Origin of the sequence: Dyadobacter crusticola DSM 16708 (assembly GCF_000701505.1) — a bacterium.
In the GTDB taxonomy this organism is placed as follows: domain Bacteria; phylum Bacteroidota; class Bacteroidia; order Cytophagales; family Spirosomataceae; genus Dyadobacter; species Dyadobacter crusticola.
The window spans coordinates 91703-110989 of record NZ_JNJB01000013.1; the positions used below are offsets into that span (position 1 = coordinate 91703).

At 49.4% G+C, this 19287-nt stretch carries 11 protein-coding genes; 8 read left to right on the forward strand and 3 right to left on the reverse strand.

Annotation, left to right across the window (positions count from 1 at the left end):
• Positions 1-3 precede the first annotated feature (3 nt).
• Entirely contained in the window at positions 4-651 is a 648-nt protein-coding gene (locus Q369_RS0117610) for a GDSL-type esterase/lipase family protein (RefSeq protein ID WP_229206880.1), read from the reverse strand.
• Positions 652-831: 180 nt separating this feature from the next.
• Between Q369_RS0117610 and Q369_RS0117615 the strand changes: the two genes are divergently transcribed.
• The 4 genes from Q369_RS0117615 (at position 832) to Q369_RS0117630 (ending at position 11291) form a co-directional block, all read left to right on the forward strand.
• Complete coding sequence (locus Q369_RS0117615) at positions 832-4947, forward strand: hybrid sensor histidine kinase/response regulator transcription factor (RefSeq protein ID WP_229206881.1); 4116 nt, start codon at positions 832-834, stop codon at positions 4945-4947.
• Between the two features lie 186 nt (positions 4948-5133).
• Entirely contained in the window at positions 5134-8322 is a 3189-nt protein-coding gene (locus Q369_RS0117620) for a SusC/RagA family TonB-linked outer membrane protein (protein WP_031529103.1), read from the forward strand.
• A gap of 14 nt (positions 8323-8336) precedes the next feature.
• On the forward strand, positions 8337-9938 hold the full coding sequence (locus tag Q369_RS0117625) for a SusD/RagB family nutrient-binding outer membrane lipoprotein (protein ID WP_031529104.1): 1602 nt from the start codon (positions 8337-8339) through the stop codon (positions 9936-9938).
• 3 nt (positions 9939-9941) lie between these two features.
• Positions 9942-11291, forward strand: coding sequence for an aryl-sulfate sulfotransferase (locus Q369_RS0117630; RefSeq protein WP_031529105.1), 1350 nt, complete (start codon positions 9942-9944; stop codon positions 11289-11291).
• Between the two features lie 51 nt (positions 11292-11342).
• Here Q369_RS0117630 and Q369_RS0117635 read toward each other — a convergent pair whose 3' ends face one another.
• Entirely contained in the window at positions 11343-11858 is a 516-nt protein-coding gene (locus Q369_RS0117635; protein ID WP_031529106.1) for a GNAT family N-acetyltransferase, read from the reverse strand.
• Positions 11848-12132, reverse strand: coding sequence for a type II toxin-antitoxin system TacA family antitoxin (locus Q369_RS0117640; protein WP_031529107.1), 285 nt, complete (start codon positions 12130-12132; stop codon positions 11848-11850). The genes Q369_RS0117635 and Q369_RS0117640 overlap by 11 nt, the downstream gene beginning before the upstream one ends.
• A 296-nt stretch (positions 12133-12428) precedes the next feature.
• Between Q369_RS0117640 and Q369_RS0117645 the strand changes: the two genes are divergently transcribed.
• The 4 genes from Q369_RS0117645 to Q369_RS0117660 all read left to right on the forward strand — a co-directional run bounded on the left by Q369_RS0117645 (position 12429) and on the right by Q369_RS0117660 (position 19280).
• Positions 12429-13037 carry an RNA polymerase sigma factor gene (locus Q369_RS0117645; RefSeq protein WP_031529108.1) on the forward strand — a complete coding sequence of 203 codons (609 nt, stop codon included), beginning with the start codon at positions 12429-12431 and terminating at the stop codon, positions 13035-13037.
• Between the two features lie 117 nt (positions 13038-13154).
• The gene (locus Q369_RS0117650; RefSeq protein WP_031529109.1) at positions 13155-14285 is read left to right on the forward strand and encodes a FecR family protein; all 1131 of its coding nucleotides are present in this window, start codon (positions 13155-13157) and stop codon (positions 14283-14285) included.
• A 207-nt stretch (positions 14286-14492) separates the two neighbouring features.
• Complete coding sequence (locus Q369_RS0117655; RefSeq protein WP_229206882.1) at positions 14493-17813, forward strand: TonB-dependent receptor; 3321 nt, start codon at positions 14493-14495, stop codon at positions 17811-17813.
• Positions 17814-17840: 27 nt separating this feature from the next.
• Complete coding sequence (locus Q369_RS0117660; RefSeq protein ID WP_031529111.1) at positions 17841-19280, forward strand: RagB/SusD family nutrient uptake outer membrane protein; 1440 nt, start codon at positions 17841-17843, stop codon at positions 19278-19280.
• The last annotated feature ends 7 nt before the right edge of the window (positions 19281-19287 follow it).

Consider the following 19287-nt stretch of genomic DNA (forward strand, 5'->3'; position numbering starts at 1 on the left):
ATATCACTTGTGGTCTGTCAACCTGAAAGCATTACGGATTTCCTTTTCCCAAACCGCATATCCCGCCGGGCTCAAATGCAGCCCGTCGGCCTCGAAGAAAGACTTAACCGGCCGCCCGTCTGTCCCGAGCATAGCAGGAAAAATGTCAACAAAATGTTGAAACTGATCCTTCTCAGTCTCCTCACGAATCAGCTGGTTGGTCGCTTTGATCTCAGCCAACAGCTCCCACCGTTGAATGCTGGGCTTTATGCTGATGTAATAACAAGGGATTGCGCCAAAGCGGCTGCGGATTTGAGCGATCAGCTCCCGGTAAAAAATGCATACCTCCATCGCATTCCGTCCGTCACCCAGATCATTGTCACCGGCATAGATCAGCATTGTTTTCGCATGACCGAGCTGGGCCATGATCCTGTCGAAAAACCAGCTGCAAGCCGCCAGTGTCGAGCCGCCAAATCCCAGATTCACAGGCTTTAAGTCCTCAAAATCGGAATATAATGTGTCCCATAAAGTGAAACTGGAACTGCCGTAGAATATCGTTTCCGGCTGATATACCAGCTTCCCCGCCTCTTTCTCCACTCTCAAAACTTCCTCTTCATACCAAATCATACGCGACTCAAATGGGGCTTCCGCCCGGATAAACAGCAGGCGCATTACCGCCTGAACTGCGTGAAAGATAGCTAACCAATGTTGTCTCCATATTAAGACAAATTTTTGATTGTGTTATCTTCAAAAAATGTGTTCCTGCGGGCAGGCTTTCGCAAGCCCGAAATCAGCACGCACCAAATTGTCAGATATGTATTATATTGGTTACTAAACTCAATGATGCTGCGGATGCGCGGAAAAATCCTCTTCTTTTTCTTACTTCTTCTTGTTCAGCCCAACAAGCTGTCCGCACAATCCACCCCTTACCGGTTTATGAAGCTGGACGCGACCAGTGGGCTATCCAACAACCAGGTAACCTGTTTTCTTAAAGACAGCCGGGGTTATATGTGGTTTGGCACTATTTCGGGCCTCAACCGGTACGACGGCAGGAACGTGCGGGTTTTCAGGAATGATATCCGCGACTCTTCTTCGGTTCAGAACAACCACATTATCAAGCTTTTCGAAGACCCCCAAGGCAGGATCTGGGTCACTACCATTGAAGGGATCAGTATCTTTGACCCGGAAAAAGAAAGTTTTATCCGGAACACCATCGATTATGTCCGCCGCTTCGGACTTCCCGATGCAGCAGTTTCCAACATTGTGAAAGAGAGTCCGGGTAAATACTGGTTTGTTCACGATTCGACGGGGATCTATCAGTACCGCCAGGGCAGGTCTACGCGGTATCTGCATTACAGGCGTAGCGACAACCGCATTGCGGCGATAGGCCGGGATCACAAAGGTGATCTTTGGGTAGTGCACCGGAACGGGGTATTGGATCAGATAGATGGAAAAAGCCACCGGCTGCTGTACCGCAACACTGCGCTCCGGCAACGGAACCCCGGCCAGCAGCTGCCTTACAGCATAACGATCGACAGGGACGGCGATCTGTGGATTTACGTATTGAGGGCTAACAGCGGCGTCCACTACTTCAATGCGGAGAAAAAGGCTTTTACCCACATTGATAAAAATACGCCCGGGCCAAAGCTCAATTCCAACATCATTCAGGGAATCGTAGAGGGAAATAACGGGTTGATCTGGATCGGTACCGACCACGGTGGGATCAATATTCTTGACAAACAAAAATGGCAGATCAGCTATCTGGTGCACGATATCGACAATAAGAAGAGCCTCAGCCAGAATACGATCAACAGCCTTTATAAAGACGACAGCGGCATTATCTGGACGGGTACTTACAAAGACGGGATCAATTACTACCACGAGAATATCTTCCGCTTTCCCATTTACGAGCACAACCGCTCCAAAGCGGCCAGTTTACCTTTCAATGACCTCAACCGCTTTGCAGAAGACGAAAGAGGAAATTTGTGGCTGGCCGCAAACGGGGGCGGACTGATTTACTTTGACCGGCAGAAAAACACATTTAAAAGCTACCTGCACAAATCCGGCGATGCAAATTCAATCGGCAGCAATGTGATCGTAAGCCTGTTGATCGACAGCCAGAAGAAGCTCTGGATCGGCACTTACTACGGCGGACTGAGCTGCTTCGACGGGAAAACATTTAAAACCTACAGGCACAACCCTGCGGATAAAAACAGCATTGCAGACGATAGTATCTGGGAGATTTTTGAGGATTCGAAAGGTCAGCTCTGGATAGGTACATTAAACGGCGGCCTCGACCGGCTCGACAGATCTACGGGCATTTTCACACATTATGCAAGCGGCGCGCCCAATTCTGTTCATGCCAGCTATGTCAGCGAGATCACGGAAGATAAAGCGGGTAAAATCTGGGTAGGTACCTCCTACGGGCTGGAACGCTACGATTACGCGACCAATCGCTTCCAGCACTTTCTGAGTGATGCCGAAAGTGACAGCGCATTGAGCAATAACCTTGTCCACGCCATTTTCGAAGACGACCGCGGCCTGCTCTGGATCGGTACCCACGAGGGACTGAATTTATATGATCAGGAAAAGCAAAATTTTCGAACGCTCCGGAAAGAAGACGGCTTGCCTGACAACACAATTTTGTCAATAACCCAGGATAGACGGGGAAATCTGTGGCTGGGTACCACCAATGGGATCAGTAAGATGCAGGTTTCGGGCGCGGCAGGGAAATGGCAGTTCAGCTTTATTAATTACGACGAGTCCGACGGGTTGCAAGGGAAAGAGTTTACCGAGAATGCCGCATTAACCACGCGCTCGGGCCAGGTGATCTTTGGCGGGTCAAAAGGATTTAACCTTTTTGATCCTGAAAGCATTACCAGCAGCAATGCGATGCCGAAGGTAATCCTGTCTGAACTTTATCTGTTTAACAAAAAAGTGGGTATCGGAAAAGAAAGCGACGGCTCGGTGATCCTGGAAAAAGCGCTGAACCAAAGTTCGCAGATCACATTCAAGCACCACCAGAATGTGCTCTCCATTGAATTTTCAGCTCTTAACTTTTTCCATCCTGAAAAAAACAGGTACCGTTATCAGCTGGAAGGGTTTGATAAAGAATGGATCACGGCTATCGACAAATCCGGCAGGGCTACCTACACCAACCTGGATCCGGGCACCTACGTTTTTAAAGTAACTGCCTCCAACAACGACGGCGTATGGAGCCCACGCGGCGCTGAGCTTAAAATCGTAATCCTACCGCCCTGGTGGCAGACCTGGACGGCCGTCGCATGCTACATTCTACTGATCGCGGTGGTTTTGTATTTGTCAAGAAGAGAGATCCTGCGGCGTGAGCGGATGCGCTTTGAACATCAGCAGGAACGAAAAGAAGCGCAGCGCATGCACGAGCTGGACCAGATGAAGATCAACTTTTTCACCAACGTAAGCCACGAATTCCGCACTCCGCTGACACTGATCTTGTCGCCGATCGAAAATATGGTCAGGGAAACGGACGAGCCCCGCAGGCAGAGTCAGCTGAACCTGATTTACCGCAATGCGAAAAGGCTGCTGAACCTGGTTAACCAGCTGCTTGACCTGGGTAAGCTGGAATTTCAGGAACTACGCTTCAACCCACGTGAAGGCGACATTCTTCGGTTTATCCGCGAGACTACCTTCTCGTTTTCGGATTTGTCCGAGAAAAAACATGTGAAGCTCAGCTTTGAGTCACAGGTGAAAGAGCTTATTACACTTTTTGATGAGGATAAGCTTGAAAAGATCCTGTTTAACCTGCTTTCCAATGCATTCAAATTTACGCCCGAGAATGGAACCGTGAAGGTAACTACTAATATTATCCGGAATCAGGAGCAGCTTACATTGCTGGAAATCAATGTAATGGATACCGGGATTGGCATCCCGGCAGAGAAGCAGGAGAAGATCTTCGACCGGTTTTTTCAAAACGAGCTGCCTGTCAGCATGGTCAACCAGGGAAGCGGCATCGGGCTGTCGATCACGCGCGAGTTTGTCAGGATACACGGGGGAACGATCACTGTTTCCAGCGCGCCGGACCAGGGAAGCTGCTTCACCGTAACACTTCCCGCTCCTGATCCCCGGGAAGCTGCGCCGGACCCGAAAACAGTCCCAGGCCAGGATGCCGCTTCCGCCAGCGCCGAACAATCCGCAGAGCTCCTTGCGGAACGCCCTAAAATCCTGCTGGTAGAAGACCACGCAGATTTCCGGCATTACCTCAAAGAAAACCTTTCGGAAAAGTACCAGATACTGGAAGCAGCAGACGGCAAGCAGGGCTTGAAAAATGCATTGGGTGAGCTGCCCGATCTGATCGTGAGTGACGTGATGATGCCTGAAATGAATGGGATCGAGCTTTGCCGCAGGCTCAAAGAGAATGCAGCTACCTCGCACATCCCGGTGCTGCTGCTGACTGCGCGCAATTCGGAGGAACAAAAGCTGGAAGGTTATCAGACGGGCGCCCAGGACTACATCGAAAAACCATTCAATTTTGAGATACTTCAATCTAAAATCAAAAGCTTGCTTAACCAGCAGCGTGCAGCCCGAAAGGCTTACCGCCAGCAGGTCACAATCAAAGGAAAAGATGTGGCGATCAGCTCACTCGACGAGAAGCTGATCCAGAAAGCCATCGAAGTCGTTGAAAAAAACATGGCGAATCCGGACTTTTCGGTGGAGGCTTTCAGCAAGGAACTGGGCATGAGCCGCATTCATTTGTACCGCAAACTGAACACGCTGACCGGCCAGTCGCCCGTTGACTTTATACGCACAATCCGGCTCGACCGTTCGCGGCAGCTATTGGAGCAAAGCCAGCTGACTGTTTCGGAAATCGCATATCAGGTTGGCTTCAACAATCCGAAATACTTTGCCAAACATTTCCGGGAGAAGTTCGGCGAGCTGCCTTCCGCCTATGCCGGCCGCAAGAAGAGCAGCGCTGTGCCGCCGGTGCTCTGACGGTGAATGTTACATGTGGCAGGTAACAACTGATAACGCAATATGTAACATTTGGATACCCGGTTCACACGGATTATGTCGCTAGTTTTGCATTTAGGCGACAAAACAATGTACTGCATTGTCCAACAGCTGCAAATTACTCTTTCTAAATTCCGTATCCTTGCAAAATTATCTACTAACAACTCTATGAAAAGAATTTCTCCTCTCATTCTTTTTCTGCTTCTGGCCTTCCAGCTTCGTGCACAGAACGTAACCGTGAAGGGTTTTATCAAAGATGCAGAAACAAACGAGCCGCTTCCGGGCGTTTCGGTGCTTGTGAAAGGCACTAACCAGGGCACTGCCTCAGGATCTAATGGAAACTATTCCATTGACGTGCCGAGTGGCGGCGTGCTTACTTTTTCGTTTATTGGCTATGCACCAAAAGATGTAACTGTCGGCACGCAGACAACCATGGATGTATCCCTGAATGCAGATACGCAGGTACTTTCGGAGGTAACTGTAACTGCGCTCGGGATCAAGCGGGAAAAGCGCGCGCTTGGGTACGCGGTTTCTGACGTAGGCGCAGAGAATATTGCCAACAATGGCGAAACCAACCCGATTGCATCCATTGCGGGAAAAGTTGCGGGCGTAAGTATCTCTTCCACCACAGCCGGCCCGACGGGTTCAAGCCGGGTGGTGATCCGCGGGATACGTGAATTGCAGGGCAGCAACCAGCCGCTGTATGTGATCGACGGGGTTCCGGCGGTGAATGGGAATATCGGAAGTGCGAGTCAATGGGGCGGGTTCGACCTTGGCGACGGGCTTTCTGACATTAACCCCAACGATATCGAGTCCATTTCGGTACTGAAAGGATCGGCTGCCGCTGCATTGTACGGAAGCCGCGCTTTGAACGGCGTAATCCTGATCACTACCAAGAGCGGCAAGGCGAATAAAGGCGTTGGTGTAGAGCTCAACAGCTCATTTACTCTCGACGAAATTTCGACCAGAATGGACGAACGCCAGAAAACTTACGGACAGGGAAATGACGGTGTTTTTCCAACGGACCCATTGCAGGCGAGAAACATTACCAGCAACTGGGGACCGAAGTTTACCGACTTTGAAACCATTACCCAGGCAGACGGCACGGTTCGCCCCTACCGGTACATGGACGATAACATCCAGGATTTTTTCAGAGTGGGAAGAACGGCCATGAACACGATCGCTGTCTCCGGCGGTAAAGATGATAACACAGTCAGAATGTCGTATTCCAATATTGCCAACAGCGACATTGTCCCAAAAAGCGGCTATGACAAAAACATCTTTGCGATCCGGGCTACTTCGAAAGTGACCAACAAGCTTTCTGTGGATGCGAAAATTAACTACATGACCGAAAAAGTAAGAAACCGCCCGGCACTGACCGATGAGGTAAACAATATCGGGAACGGTTTACTGGGCCTTGCTGCCAACTTTGACCAGGCTTGGTTACAGGATTACACCAATCCGGACGGAACTTACAAAAACTACACAGGTAACATTTACCGCGCCAATCCGTACTGGACGCTCAACAAAACTTTCAACAGAAGTACCAAAGAGAGAGCAGGCGGCTACCTGAACATGAATTATACATTCAATAGCATGTTCAGCCTCAACTTGCAGGCAGGTACCGACTTTTTTACATTCAACCACGAGAATTTTTACGATAAATACACTCCGGCCTACGACGGCGGCGCATTGAACCAGCTGTCGATGAACACGAACGAGACCAACTTTCAGGGTTTGTTCAATTTCAATAAAGACCTGGGGAAAGACTTCAAGATCTCGGCGATGCTGGGTGCTAACCTGATGAAGTACCGCAGCAAGGGAAACAACATCAGCGCAACGCAGATTATCCAGCCCGGGACTGCCAATCTGGTCAATTTCACAGAAAAGCTGATCCAGCCTTTTGACAACCGCAAGGAGATACAATCTGTTTTTGCAAGCGCACAGCTGAGCTTCCGCGAGTTCCTGTTTTTGAACGTGCAGGGCAGAAACGACTGGGCATCCACATTGCCTCCGCAGAACAACTCCTTCTTTTATCCTTCCGTGGACGCGAGCTTTGTCGTGACAGATGCATTCAAGATCGAATCGCCTGTATTGTCTTTTGCCAAAATCCGCGCCTCGCTGGGACAGGTTGGTAGTGATTTTGATCCTTATAAAACCACTTTCGCGTACAGTCTGACCGGCCGCTCGATACGTGGGCTTCCGATGGGAGAAATCCTGGGCGGCTCTATCCCGAATGCAAATCTGAAACCGCAGATCAAGACTTCGTTTGAACTGGGAACTGACATCCGTCTTTACCACGACCGTGTCGGCCTGGACTTTACCTATTATGATGAAGTTACGAACGACGTTTTGCTGGATATCACAGTACCGGAAACAACCGGCTTTAATACGGCTTCCCTCAATGCAGCCAAGCTGAGAAACCGCGGTGTGGAAATCCTCCTGAACACCACGCCTGTGAAACTCGACAATGGTTTTCAATGGGATTTGTCACTGAACTTTGCGAAAAACGTGAACAAAGTAGTCGAGCTGAGTGAGTTGCTTGAAACTTTCACGGTAGCAGAAGCGCGCTGGGCCGGTGCGACGATCATTGCTGAAAAGGGCAAACCTTTCGGAACAATCATGGGAAATGGCTTTTTGCGCGACGCCAATGGAAACCGTGTTTACAACACCAGCAATGGAGAGCCGCTTCCAACTGCCCGCCCGATGGCACTGGGTAATACCTTACCTGACTGGACAGGCGGTGTGATTACTTCTGTCGGTTACAAAGGCCTGCAACTGAAAGCTGCATTTGATGTGCGCGTCGGCGGAGATCTGTTCTCGATGACCAACATGACCATGCACATGAACGGCTCGCACGCCAATACCGAAGAAGGCCGCGAGGGCTGGAATGCATACCAGCGCGAGCGCCAGCTGGCACAAGCTGCCGCGCAGGCAGCCGGTCAGGAAGCTAACCTGGACGATCCGACGAGCCCCTACTACGTTGACCGTGCCAACAGAGGATTTATCGGCGAGGGTGTCAACCAGGAAGGAGCTCCTAATACGATCCCGATCAGCCCGGCGGCTTACTGGCAGAGCATCGGTAACAACATTCCGGAACCGTTTATTTATGATGCGAGCTACATCAAGCTGCGTGACCTGGGACTTAACTATACCTTTTCAAGCTCGCTGCTGAAAAAGACGCCATTTAAAACCATTACACTCGGTGTAATCGGACGTAACCTCTGGATTATCAGCAAGAACACACCCAACATCGACCCTGAGTCCAACTACAACAATGGGAATGGACAAGGTTTCGAATACGGCTCTCTGCCTGGCCGCAGAAGATACGGTTTCAATCTGGTAGTGAAATTTTAAACAAGACATTGAACATGAAAAAGATCATATATTCACTGGCAGCTCTGGCGATGCTTATGCAGGGCTGTACCGAGCATTTTGAAGAGTTAAACAAGAACCCCGCGGGCTTTTCCACGATTTCTCCGGGTGTGCAGCTGACCAAAGTACAAGCTGACCTGTCGGGCCAGCGCGAGGATGTGTGGCGCTACGATCTGGCGATCAGCTCGCCGTTGGTGCAGCACCTGGCAGGCTCCTGGTGGACGCAGCACGGAGGTCAGTACCGCATTTTGGACAAAGGCCAATGGTACACGCTCTGGGAAACCACCTATCCCCGCGATCTGAAAAACATCCAGGACCTGATCAACCGGACCAACGGTGACCCGGACCAGGTTAACATCAACTCCGCTGCACGGATTCTGCGGGTGTACATCTTTTCACGGCTTACCGACCTTTACGGAGATATCCCCTACACGGAGGCGATCAGAGGTTATACGGACAAGATATTTTTGCCCAAATACGACACGCAGGAAGAGATCTACAACAGCTTTTTCAGTGAGCTGGATGCGGCTGTAAAAGCAATGGACGCGACCAAAGGCACCGTGCAAGGCGACGCATTTTACGATGGAAATGTTGATAAATGGATGAAATTCGGCAACTCGCTGCGGCTTCGCCTCGGTTTTCGCCTTACAAAGGTGAAGCCTGACCTAGCTAAACAGCAGGTGGAAGCGGCTATTGCCGGCGGTGTAATGACCGATAACAGCTATACCTGCATGATGCGCCACGAACCTATCAACTATACTTTCGGTGAAAACCGCGGAAATGGTCGCTCGCAGGTATTCCAGGCCGATGTTTCTTCTTCGGGTTTCAGGCTGGCCAATACATTGGTGGACCATTTGAAAGCCACCAAAGATCCGCGCTTGTTCATCTACGGAGGCACTTACCTGCCTGTTAACGGCAGCGAAGCAATTGACAACAACAATAACCTTGATATTACAGCTTATCTGCAGGAAGGTTTGACTTATGGGGGCATGTCGTGGAATGTGTGGATGCCCGATCAGACGATCAAGCTTGCTTCCGGGCAGAGCGTGGTGGTTCCAACGGCTTACCGGCGGATGCAGCCCAGCAAATACGTAGCTGCAGTCAATGCACCGTTTTTTCACCTGACTTATGCAGAGGTTGAGCTGCTGCTGGCCGAAGCGGCTTCGCGCGGCTGGGGCGGACAAACCAACCCGCAGGAGCATTTCATGAAAGGCATTCAGGCTGGCTGTGAAATGATGAGCAGCTACCCCGGCGCGCCTGCTATCTCGCAAGCCGCTATTGATGAGCTGAAAGCCAATTACCGCGTATTCCCTACCACGCTCGACGGCCGGATGAAGGTGATCCACGAGCAGATGTGGGTAAACTTCTTCTTGAACGGAAGCGAAGCCTATTCGAATTTCCGCAGAACGGGCTACCCCAAGCTGGTACCTTTCACTTCGGTGGACTGGTACACCAGCGGTACCAATGGCGTGATCCCGCGCCGCTTTTTCTATCCTGAATCCGAGGCGGTACAAAACCCGACGAACTACACCGAGGCAATCGGCAGGATCGGCGGCGCAGACGACTGGCTGAAAAGAGTTTGGTGGGACAAAGAATAACTTATGCTTAGAAAATTCAATCTGTATTTAGGGATCGCTCTTGCAGGAATCGGTTTTTCCTGCGAGAGCGATAATCCTGCTGTCACGCCGCAGGTTCAATCTGCTACTGTTCTGAACAGCGGTTTATCTGCATTAACAGCCAGGGTTAAGTTTACTTTGAACAGAGAATCGGAAGCAAGTGTAAGGTATTGGCCGGCTGCTGAAAACGAGAACAATGCAGCTATGTCGGCCGTTTCTTTATCCAAGAAAAGCCACTCCATTGCGCTTTTTCAGCTGAAAGAAAAGACTGCCTATAACTACCGCATTATCTCAAAGGCGGCTGACGGAGCGGAGCAAACCGGTGAGATAAAAACCTTTACCACAGCCGAAATGCCCGCCTGGCTGAAAGCCTACTATGATGAAAGCAAGAACAATATCCGGGAGAGTTTGCCGGGATACTACTTTCTGGTGCCCTCGACCAAGCCGAATGGACTGGTGATCCTGGATAAAACCGGGAAAATCGCCTGGTACTGGTCACCACCGGCCAAATACGTGATCAAAACGGCTCGCTTTACGCCAAAGCATTCGCTGATAATGCTTTTGGATGAAAACGCTACGCCGATGGGCGACGGTAACATTATCCTTGAAACTTCACTTGCAGGCGATACGCTTTCTTATTTTAAAATGGGTGAAAAAGGCTTTGATAAGTCGGTGCACCACGATTTTCAAATGGACAGCAAAGGCAATATCGTCGCGATCACCAATGAATTTAAAAACAATCTGCCCGGCGATGGTATTCTCGTGCTCGACAGCCAGGGTAACAAGATCTGGTCCTGGTCAACCTTTGACGAGCTGACCAACATTGACCCAACCAACTATGCGCAGCCCTGGGGGAATTCGCTGGTCATTGATAAAGACAACAATTACATCATTTCCCTGCGCGCACTCTCGCAGGTCTGGAAGATCAATGCTACTTCGGGTAAAGTAATGTGGAAGCTTGGGAAGAACGGGACGATCAAAATGCCGGCAGGCTCCGACTTCCTTTTCCAGCACTTTGCGCACCGGAACAGTAATGACGAGATCATGCTGTTTGACAATGGATCTGCCGCAAGGCCAACCACCCGGGTCCTTTCATTTGCACTGAATGAAACGACGCTGGAAGCTACCAGCAAGATCAATGCAACCTTCCCGCCCGATCTTTATTCGGCAATTATGGGGAGTACAATGCTGCTACCTGACGGAAACATCCTCTCCGCCAGCGCTACCAATGGAAAGCTGATCAAAACGGACCAGACAGGCCATGTGATCTGGACTTTGAATACCTCAAATCCCATTTACCGGGCCGAGTATATTATCGATCCCTTTCAGCTGTAAAAGCGTTGGGTATGTCCAGGCGGAACGGTAAGTGTTGTTACAAGCTGGTTGTTAAACAGTTCTTTCCTGCTCAACCAACTTTCTGATTGTCGCCATCGGGAGAAACATCCGCCCGCTGCCAGGCAGGTCTATAAACTCGTGTCTGGCGTAGAATTTTCTTGCGTCGTTATCCAGCGGATCAACTATTACTGCTAGTGACGCGATTACCTCAGCGTTAATCAGGGCTTTTTTCAATGCTGCATAAAGCAACGCAGATCCTAGTTTTTGTCCCTTAACGGTTTTGTCGAGAGCCAGCCTTCCAAGCAATGTTGCCGGGAAATCCGCATATCCCCTGGGTAGTTTTACAAGCATTGTCTCAGGCATATCTTCGCGCGAAACTGATGCTGCCGAAAGGGTAAAATACCCTTTGACTACACCGTCGCTATCCTCCAATACATAACAGATCGCTAGTGAACGTTTTACGTCCTGCTTTGCCTGTTTTTTAATGTAATCGTCTAACGATTCCCTGTCACAACAGAAGTTTTCTTTTTTATGGGTACTATTTAATATACTAATGCTAAATCCCATCTATTTCATGGTTTAAGGCCGCTGATTGCGCTTTCTTAAGACCTTCCCCCGGTGCTGGCGGATTCAGAATGGCATCTACAAAAATCTTCTTGTCTTCGATCGTCTTTAGCACCTTCTCATTATCCATGATAATTTTACCAGCCTCTGTATTGACGCAATAAATAATAAACTCTGACAGGCTCTTAAATCCACGGAGCGCCGAAGCATACTTGATCAGCTCCTTTTGTTCTTTGCTGATCCTTACATCTATGCGGTCATTTACTAATGTTGCCATTGCTATTCTGTTATATACTAGCTTTCAGGTGAGACATCACTTTTGCTTACCTAAAAGCTAATGTACGTAAATGTGGCGTACATACCAAATGTACTTCGTGGACGTCGCGGTAGGTCCACTTTAAATCTTCACGCTTTTTCCTGTCTTACCGACGCCAAGCGATTTCTTTTGTTTCCAGTGGTATGTAGACACATTGAAAATGGCAGCCGCGCGTTTCTTTAATCTGATCAATTTCACAAGAATATTGTGATTTACAGGTTATTTATCATTATTTTGGATATCAAACCGAAACCCTGATGAAAATAGCATTACCCCGCTCCGAAGCGCCCGACGATCAAGCGTTGTGGCTGCGGTTTGTTGCGGGTGATGTAACTGCATTTGATCAATTAATGTCGACGCACTTCCGGGCGCTTTTTCATTACGGCAGCAAATTTTCAAGGGATAAGGAGTTTGTCAAAGACTGCATTCAGGATCTTTTTCTGGCACTTTGGGAAAAACGGCAGAACCTGAGCACGGATATCGCGATCAAACCTTACATGATGGCGTCGCTCCGGAGACTGATGCACCGCAACATTACCGGCAAGTCGCGGCTTGCTGACGAACCTTTTGACAATCAGGAAGGTACCTTTGAAATCGAATTTTCAGTCGAGCAGGAGTACATTGAAAACGAATCCACGCTGGTACTGACACACAAGCTCAAAAAGCTGGTTGACGAGCTGCCGCGCCGCCAGAAAGAAGTGATATACCTGAAATTTTTCCAGGAAATGGAGCGCCATCAGATCTCCGAGATCATGGAAGTATCCCCGCAAACCGTCTCCAACCTGCTTCAAATCGCTATCAAACAGCTGCAAAATCAATGGAAAGCCGAGTTTATTGTCTTTGCTTTGATTCATTTTTTCCAGTAAAAAGCTGCTATAATCCAGCTTCAAATCCCCTTTTTATCTTTTATCCAGAAATAATTTAAAAATTATTGGTATCGCCCACTGGTTTTTGTCTATCGTAACATAGACGCAAAATCTTGTATGGACCAATACCTAAATTTTGAAGCTGAGGACTTTGTCTGGGACCCGTTTTTCAGGCAGTGGGTACTCGCTCCGACGCGCGAAAGTGATGCAGCGTGGACGCAGTGGCTTGCTGAAAATCCGCAGATATTGCCTGTGGCCCAGCAGGCGCGTCAGGTGGTATTGGCGCTACGTGCAAAGGAACCCGAGTTATCTGCCGCTGAGATTGACAGTATCGTGAAAAGTACGGTGGCAAGAATCCAGCAGGCTGATCACGAGCCCGGCAGGTACACATTGCCCCGGCGCCCATTCTACAAAGCAGCTTGGTTCAGGATTGCAGCCTCCATTGCATTGCTGATCGTAGCTGGCTGGGGTCTGATGCAATTAAACTTCAATGAGCGGCTGCCTGCGCTTGGTACAGTTGGGACCGGCCAGGTACAGGAACAATCGAAACCACAACAAATAGAAAAGACAAATGCAACCGCCGCGCCGATGGTTGTAAAGCTCTCGGATGGCAGCCAGATCACGCTTTTTCCCAGCAGCAGCATCAGCTATCCCATTCAGTTCACCGAATCCAAAAGGGAAGTGATATTGAATGGACAAGCATTTTTTGAGATTTCCAAAGATCCCGACCGTCCCTTTTTCGTGTATGCCAATGAGCTAGTGACCAAAGTACTGGGTACCAGCTTCACGATCAAAGCTTTTGAATCGTCCCACCAGGTTACCGTTGAGGTAAAAACGGGCCGGGTGTCGGTATTCACCAAAGCCGGCACAGGCTTGCAGGCTAAGGCGGGCAAACGCGAGCAGGAAGGCGTGGTGCTTTCTCCGAATCAGAAGATCATTTTTGAAAGAGATGATATAAGAATGGTCAAAACGCTGGTGGAGAAGCCCGAGATCGTGGTTTCAAAATCGCAGGTACCCCATTTTGAATTTGAAGATACCCCCGCAAGCCAGGCAATCGCTTCGATTGGAAAGGCGTACGGCATTGACATTATTTTCGACGAAGAGCTGCTGAACGGTTGCCCCGTTACCGCAATGCTGGATAACCAGACGCTTCATGAAAAGCTATCGATCATTTGCAAAGCGATCGAGGCAAATTACGAGATCATTGACGGACAGATTGTCATTCACAGCAGAGGCTGCCGGAATTGATACAAGTACCTTGTCTTAGTTCTAAACCCTTAACCCACATCGATTATAAAAAACAGAAATCACTGACTACCAAGTAAAAAGAGCCGGCAATGTTCCCGCATTACCGACTCCTGATTATTGTCCCCACATGATTGGCGTCATTTACCTCCATTTCGGAGGCGGGGGCTGTTTTGCCAACTTTTCAATCTTAACAAAACAATCAAATCTATGAAAAAACCTTTAAAGTGCCGCCAGGTATTAAAGTGGACGATGCGAATAACAGCTACCCAACTCCTGTTTGCCCTCTTGTTGATAGGAACAAGTTATGCGCGTGAGGGCCGTGCACAAACGCTGCTCAGTCAGAAAATATCCCTTGTAGCGAATGGAAGTGAAATAAGGAAAGTCCTCGCCCAGCTCGAAAAGCAGGTTGATGTCCGGTTTGTATTCAGCTCCAAGCTGATCAACTCAACCCGGAAAGTAACTGTTTCAGCCCAGGATAAGCCTTTATATGAAGTGCTCGATCAGGTACTTACGCCGCTTGGACTGCAATATGAAATTTCAGGGAAGATCATCATTTTGAAAAGACAGGGAAGCCTGCCCGATGTGAAAGCAGCCGAGGGCGCTGTAAAACCTGCTAAAAACGTCTCCGGAAAAGTATTGGATGAAAAAGGGACGGGATTACCCGGCGTGAGCGTGGTTTTGAAAGGCACGCAGACCGGTACCACCACCGACGCAGAAGGCCAGTTCCAGGTGGATGTACCCGACGCGGCGGCCAATGCAGTGCTCATTTTCAGCTTTGTAGGTTACCAGTCTCAGGAGGTTGTGATCGGAAGCCAGTCGGCGCTGATCGTGAACATGGTACTGGAAGATAAGTCTTTGCAGGAAATCGTGGTTATCGGCTACGGTCAGGTGAAAAAGAGCGACCTGACCGGCTCGGTCGCTTCCATTAAATCGACAGAGCTGAATGCATATCCGGCCACCAACCTGGTTCAGTCACTCGCCGGGCGCGCAGCTGGTGTGTACGTTTCGCAGAATACAGGTGCGCCGGGCAGTCCGATCAGTGTGCGTGTGAGAGGTACCAACTCCATTCAGGGCAGCAATGAGCCGCTTTACGTGGTCGACGGTTTTCCCTACTCCGGTAACCCTACTTTGCTCAACAATGCTGATATCGAATCGATTGAAGTACTGAAAGATGCTTCGGCGACAGCCATTTACGGTTCACGCGGGGCAAATGGCGTGGTACTGATCTCTACCAAACGCGGCAAAGCGGGTCGCGTCAATGTAGATTATGAAGGTTATTACGGTATTCAGACAATCCGGAAAAAGCTTGACCTGATGAATGCAACAGAGTATGCCAATTTCTACAATGAGCAAGCGGCCAACGACGGCGTAGCGCCGCACTTTACGCAGGATCAGATCAACAGCTTCGGTGAGGGTACAGACTGGCAGGATATTGTTTTTCGCAAAGCTCCTATTCAGAACCACGCAGTAACTGTGAGCGGGGGTACCGAGAAAACGCGGTTTTCTGTCGCGCTGAGCAACTTTAACCAGGACGGAATCGTCAAAGGCAGTGACTACGTGCGCAATGCATTGCGGCTCAACCTGAGCTCTGATATCGGTAAGAAGTTCAAGTTCGACATCAGCTCCATTCTCAGCCGCATTGATTCCGACCGCAAGAATTCGGAGCGTGGCAACCGGGGTGGTACACTGATGTCGGCGATGCTGTCGGGCTACCCTACTATCCCCGCGATCCTGCCCGACGGAAGCTATTCCAGACTGGCGGAGGCTTATGCCTGGGGTTCCAATGTGATTGTTAACCCATTGAACTACCTCAATTACTATTCGGACAAGATCCGCTCCAACAAAGTGCTGACCAATGCGGCGCTTACCTTTGAGCCGGTGAAAGGTTTGACATTGAAAACACTAGCCGGTATTGAAAATACCGACGACAGAACCGATACTTATACCACCACGCGGTTTGTTAATTCGAAAGGTTCGGCTCGGATTGAGACAGGGCAAATTACCAGCTTTCTGAGCGAGAATACGGTCAATTATATCAAGGATTTCGGCAAGCATAACATATCGGCTGTGGCCGGTTTTACTTACCAGGATTACACAGCAACTGTTTTTCGCACGTCGGGAAGCGGGTTCATCAGTGATAACCAGGAAACTTACGACATAGGCGCTGCTGCTACCCAGGATGTACCGCTTTCTTCTTATCAGAAGTGGGCACTGCTCTCCTACCTGGCGCGGGTGAACTATACATTTAACAGCAAGATCCTTGCTACGATCAGCTTCCGGGCCGACGGATCGTCGCGGTATAGCGAAGGTGAGAAATGGGGTTCATTCCCTTCTGCCGCACTTGCATGGCGAGTTTCGGAAGAGAACTTTATCAAGAATGTTCCTTTCATTTCAGACCTGAAAATCCGTGCAGGCTACGGAGAAACCGGCAATACTTCCATTCAGCCTTATTTTACCTTAAACCAACTTGTCTCCAACCAGGTTGTTTTCGGCGACGCGCTTAACATTTACTACGCGCCCGGAACGCGGCTTGCTGCTCCATTGAAATGGGAAACTACTGCGCAGGCTGACATTGGACTTGATCTGGGTATTCTTAACAACCGTTTTACATTGACAGCCGATTATTACATCAAAAACACGCGCGACCTGCTGAACAATGTGGCGCTTCCTTCTTCGCTGGGCTTCACATATACGATCCAGAATATCGGTAAGATCCAGAACAAAGGATTAGAACTCGGCGTGAATGCAGCTGTACTGGAAGGCGCATTTAAATGGAACATTTCAACCAACCTTTCCATCAACAAAAATAAGGTGATGAAGTTGTACGGGGGAAATGACATTCTGGGACAAACGATCGGTGCGGCTGTGAACGATAATGTGAACATTCTTCGTGAGGGCTTTCCGCTCGGCTCATTTTACGGGTATGTAGAGAAAGGTTATGATGACAAAGGATTTATCGCCTATGAAGATTTCAACAACAACGGCGCCAGGGACGCGGGCGACAAGCGGATCATTGGTAACCCCAATCCCAAGTTTACTTACGGCTTCAATTCTTCCATGTCTTTCAAAAACTTTGACCTGAATGTCTTCATCCAGGGATCTCAGGGCAACGACATTTTCAACCTGAGTGCGCAGGGACAAGGTTATGATTACGGGCAGGCATTGAATATGCCGCGCGAGGTTTATCTGGACCATTGGACACCGACCAACACCGATGCCAAATACCCGATTATCAGGACTTCTTCGCAGGCTCAAATGTCAGACAGGTTCGTAGAAGACGGCTCTTACCTCCGTTTTAAAAATATCCAGCTGAGCTACAATCTGCCGGTATCCAGGCTCGACCTGAAATGGCTTCGCAACGCACAGATTTACGTGAGCGGCCAGAACCTGATCACTTTTACGAAATACTCCTGGTATGATCCCGAGGTAAACTCCTATGGAAGCGGTAACTCGTTTGTACAGGGTATCGACCATTATGTATACCCTGCGGCCAAGACGACCACAGTAGGTTTAAGAGTTGGGTTTTGATTTTTAACAAAGCATAAACATTTACAAATGAACAAGATATTCACCTGCTTGTTTTCAGCCGTGGTTTTCATGTCCTGCTCGGACATACTGGAAGAAAAACCAAAATCGCTGGCTTCGGAAAACTTCTATAATACTGCCTCGGAAGCCAAGGCGGCAGTTAACGCCATTTACGGTCCGATGCGACTCGATAATGGACTTTCCATTAACTATCCGGCACAGTTGGAAGGATTGGCCGATTATGGAAATTCACGCGGTACACAGACTGCCGTGAGTCTTTACCAGGGATTGGATAATACCAATATCAACCGCGTGGCTGTTATCTGGGATAACTTTTACCAATCGATCCGCAATGCGAACCTGGTGATCAGCAACGTTCCGAAAGGTACCAGCACAACGCCGGAAGAAAAGGCGATGTTTGTTGCCGAAGCCAAGTACCTGCGTGCGCTGATTTATTTTGCAATGGTACGGAACTGGGGCGGCGTGCCGCTGCGTACCGAGGAAAATATGACGGTTGCAGAGATTCCCCGCGCGAGTGTGGAAGATGTATATAAACTGATCCTTGCCGATGCTTTGGAAGCTGAAAGCGGCCTGCCTGACAACCCGGCTGAAATTGGCAGACCTACAAAATGGGCTGCGAAGACACTTCTTTCAGAAATATACCTTTACCAGGAAAACTGGGCCGGCGCTCAGACCAAGTCGAAGGAAGTGATCGAAAGCAATAAATACTCGCTGGTGGAAGTGGCTACTTCCGAGGATTTCCAAAAGATTTACGGGCCTGAGGTTGTCAATACCACCGAAGAGATTTTCTATTTCAAGTACTCGCGCCAGCAGGGATTCGGGCTGGTAACTTACGCGCACCGTAAGACGGATAAATACAACTACTACGGTCCGGGCGGTGTTTACGCGCAGTATACCGATTCGGTTTCCAACCCGGTAATCAAGAACTGGGATGCGAAAGACCTGCGCAAAGCGCACATTTTGTACAATGTAGATATTGGGCTCGGGCCTAACTCCTGCCTTTTCCGCAAGTACCGCGATCCGGCTGCCACAGCGGGCGCAGGCAATGATTACCCTTGGTACCGCTATGCCGATCTGCTGCTTTTTCACGCCGAGGCTGATGCGCGCGCCAATGGAAAACCGACCGCAGAAGGTTTGGAAAGTCTGAACAAAGTGCATCGCAGGGCTTACGGGTTTAACTCCAAAGCACCTTCGGCAGTGGATTTCAAACTCAGTGATTTTGCGGGACTTACTGCCTTTATAGATAAGGTTGTGCAGGAAAGAGGGTATGAAACCATGTACGAGGGCAAAAGGTGGAACGATCTCAAAAGATTGGGCATTGCAAAGCAGCGAATTTTGGAAACAAAGAAAATCGTGGTGGCAGACAAGCACATGCTCTGGCCGATCCCCAACTCCGAGCTGCTTTATAACAAGGCGATCAAGCCTACCGACCAGAACCCGGGCTATTAAGAAATGT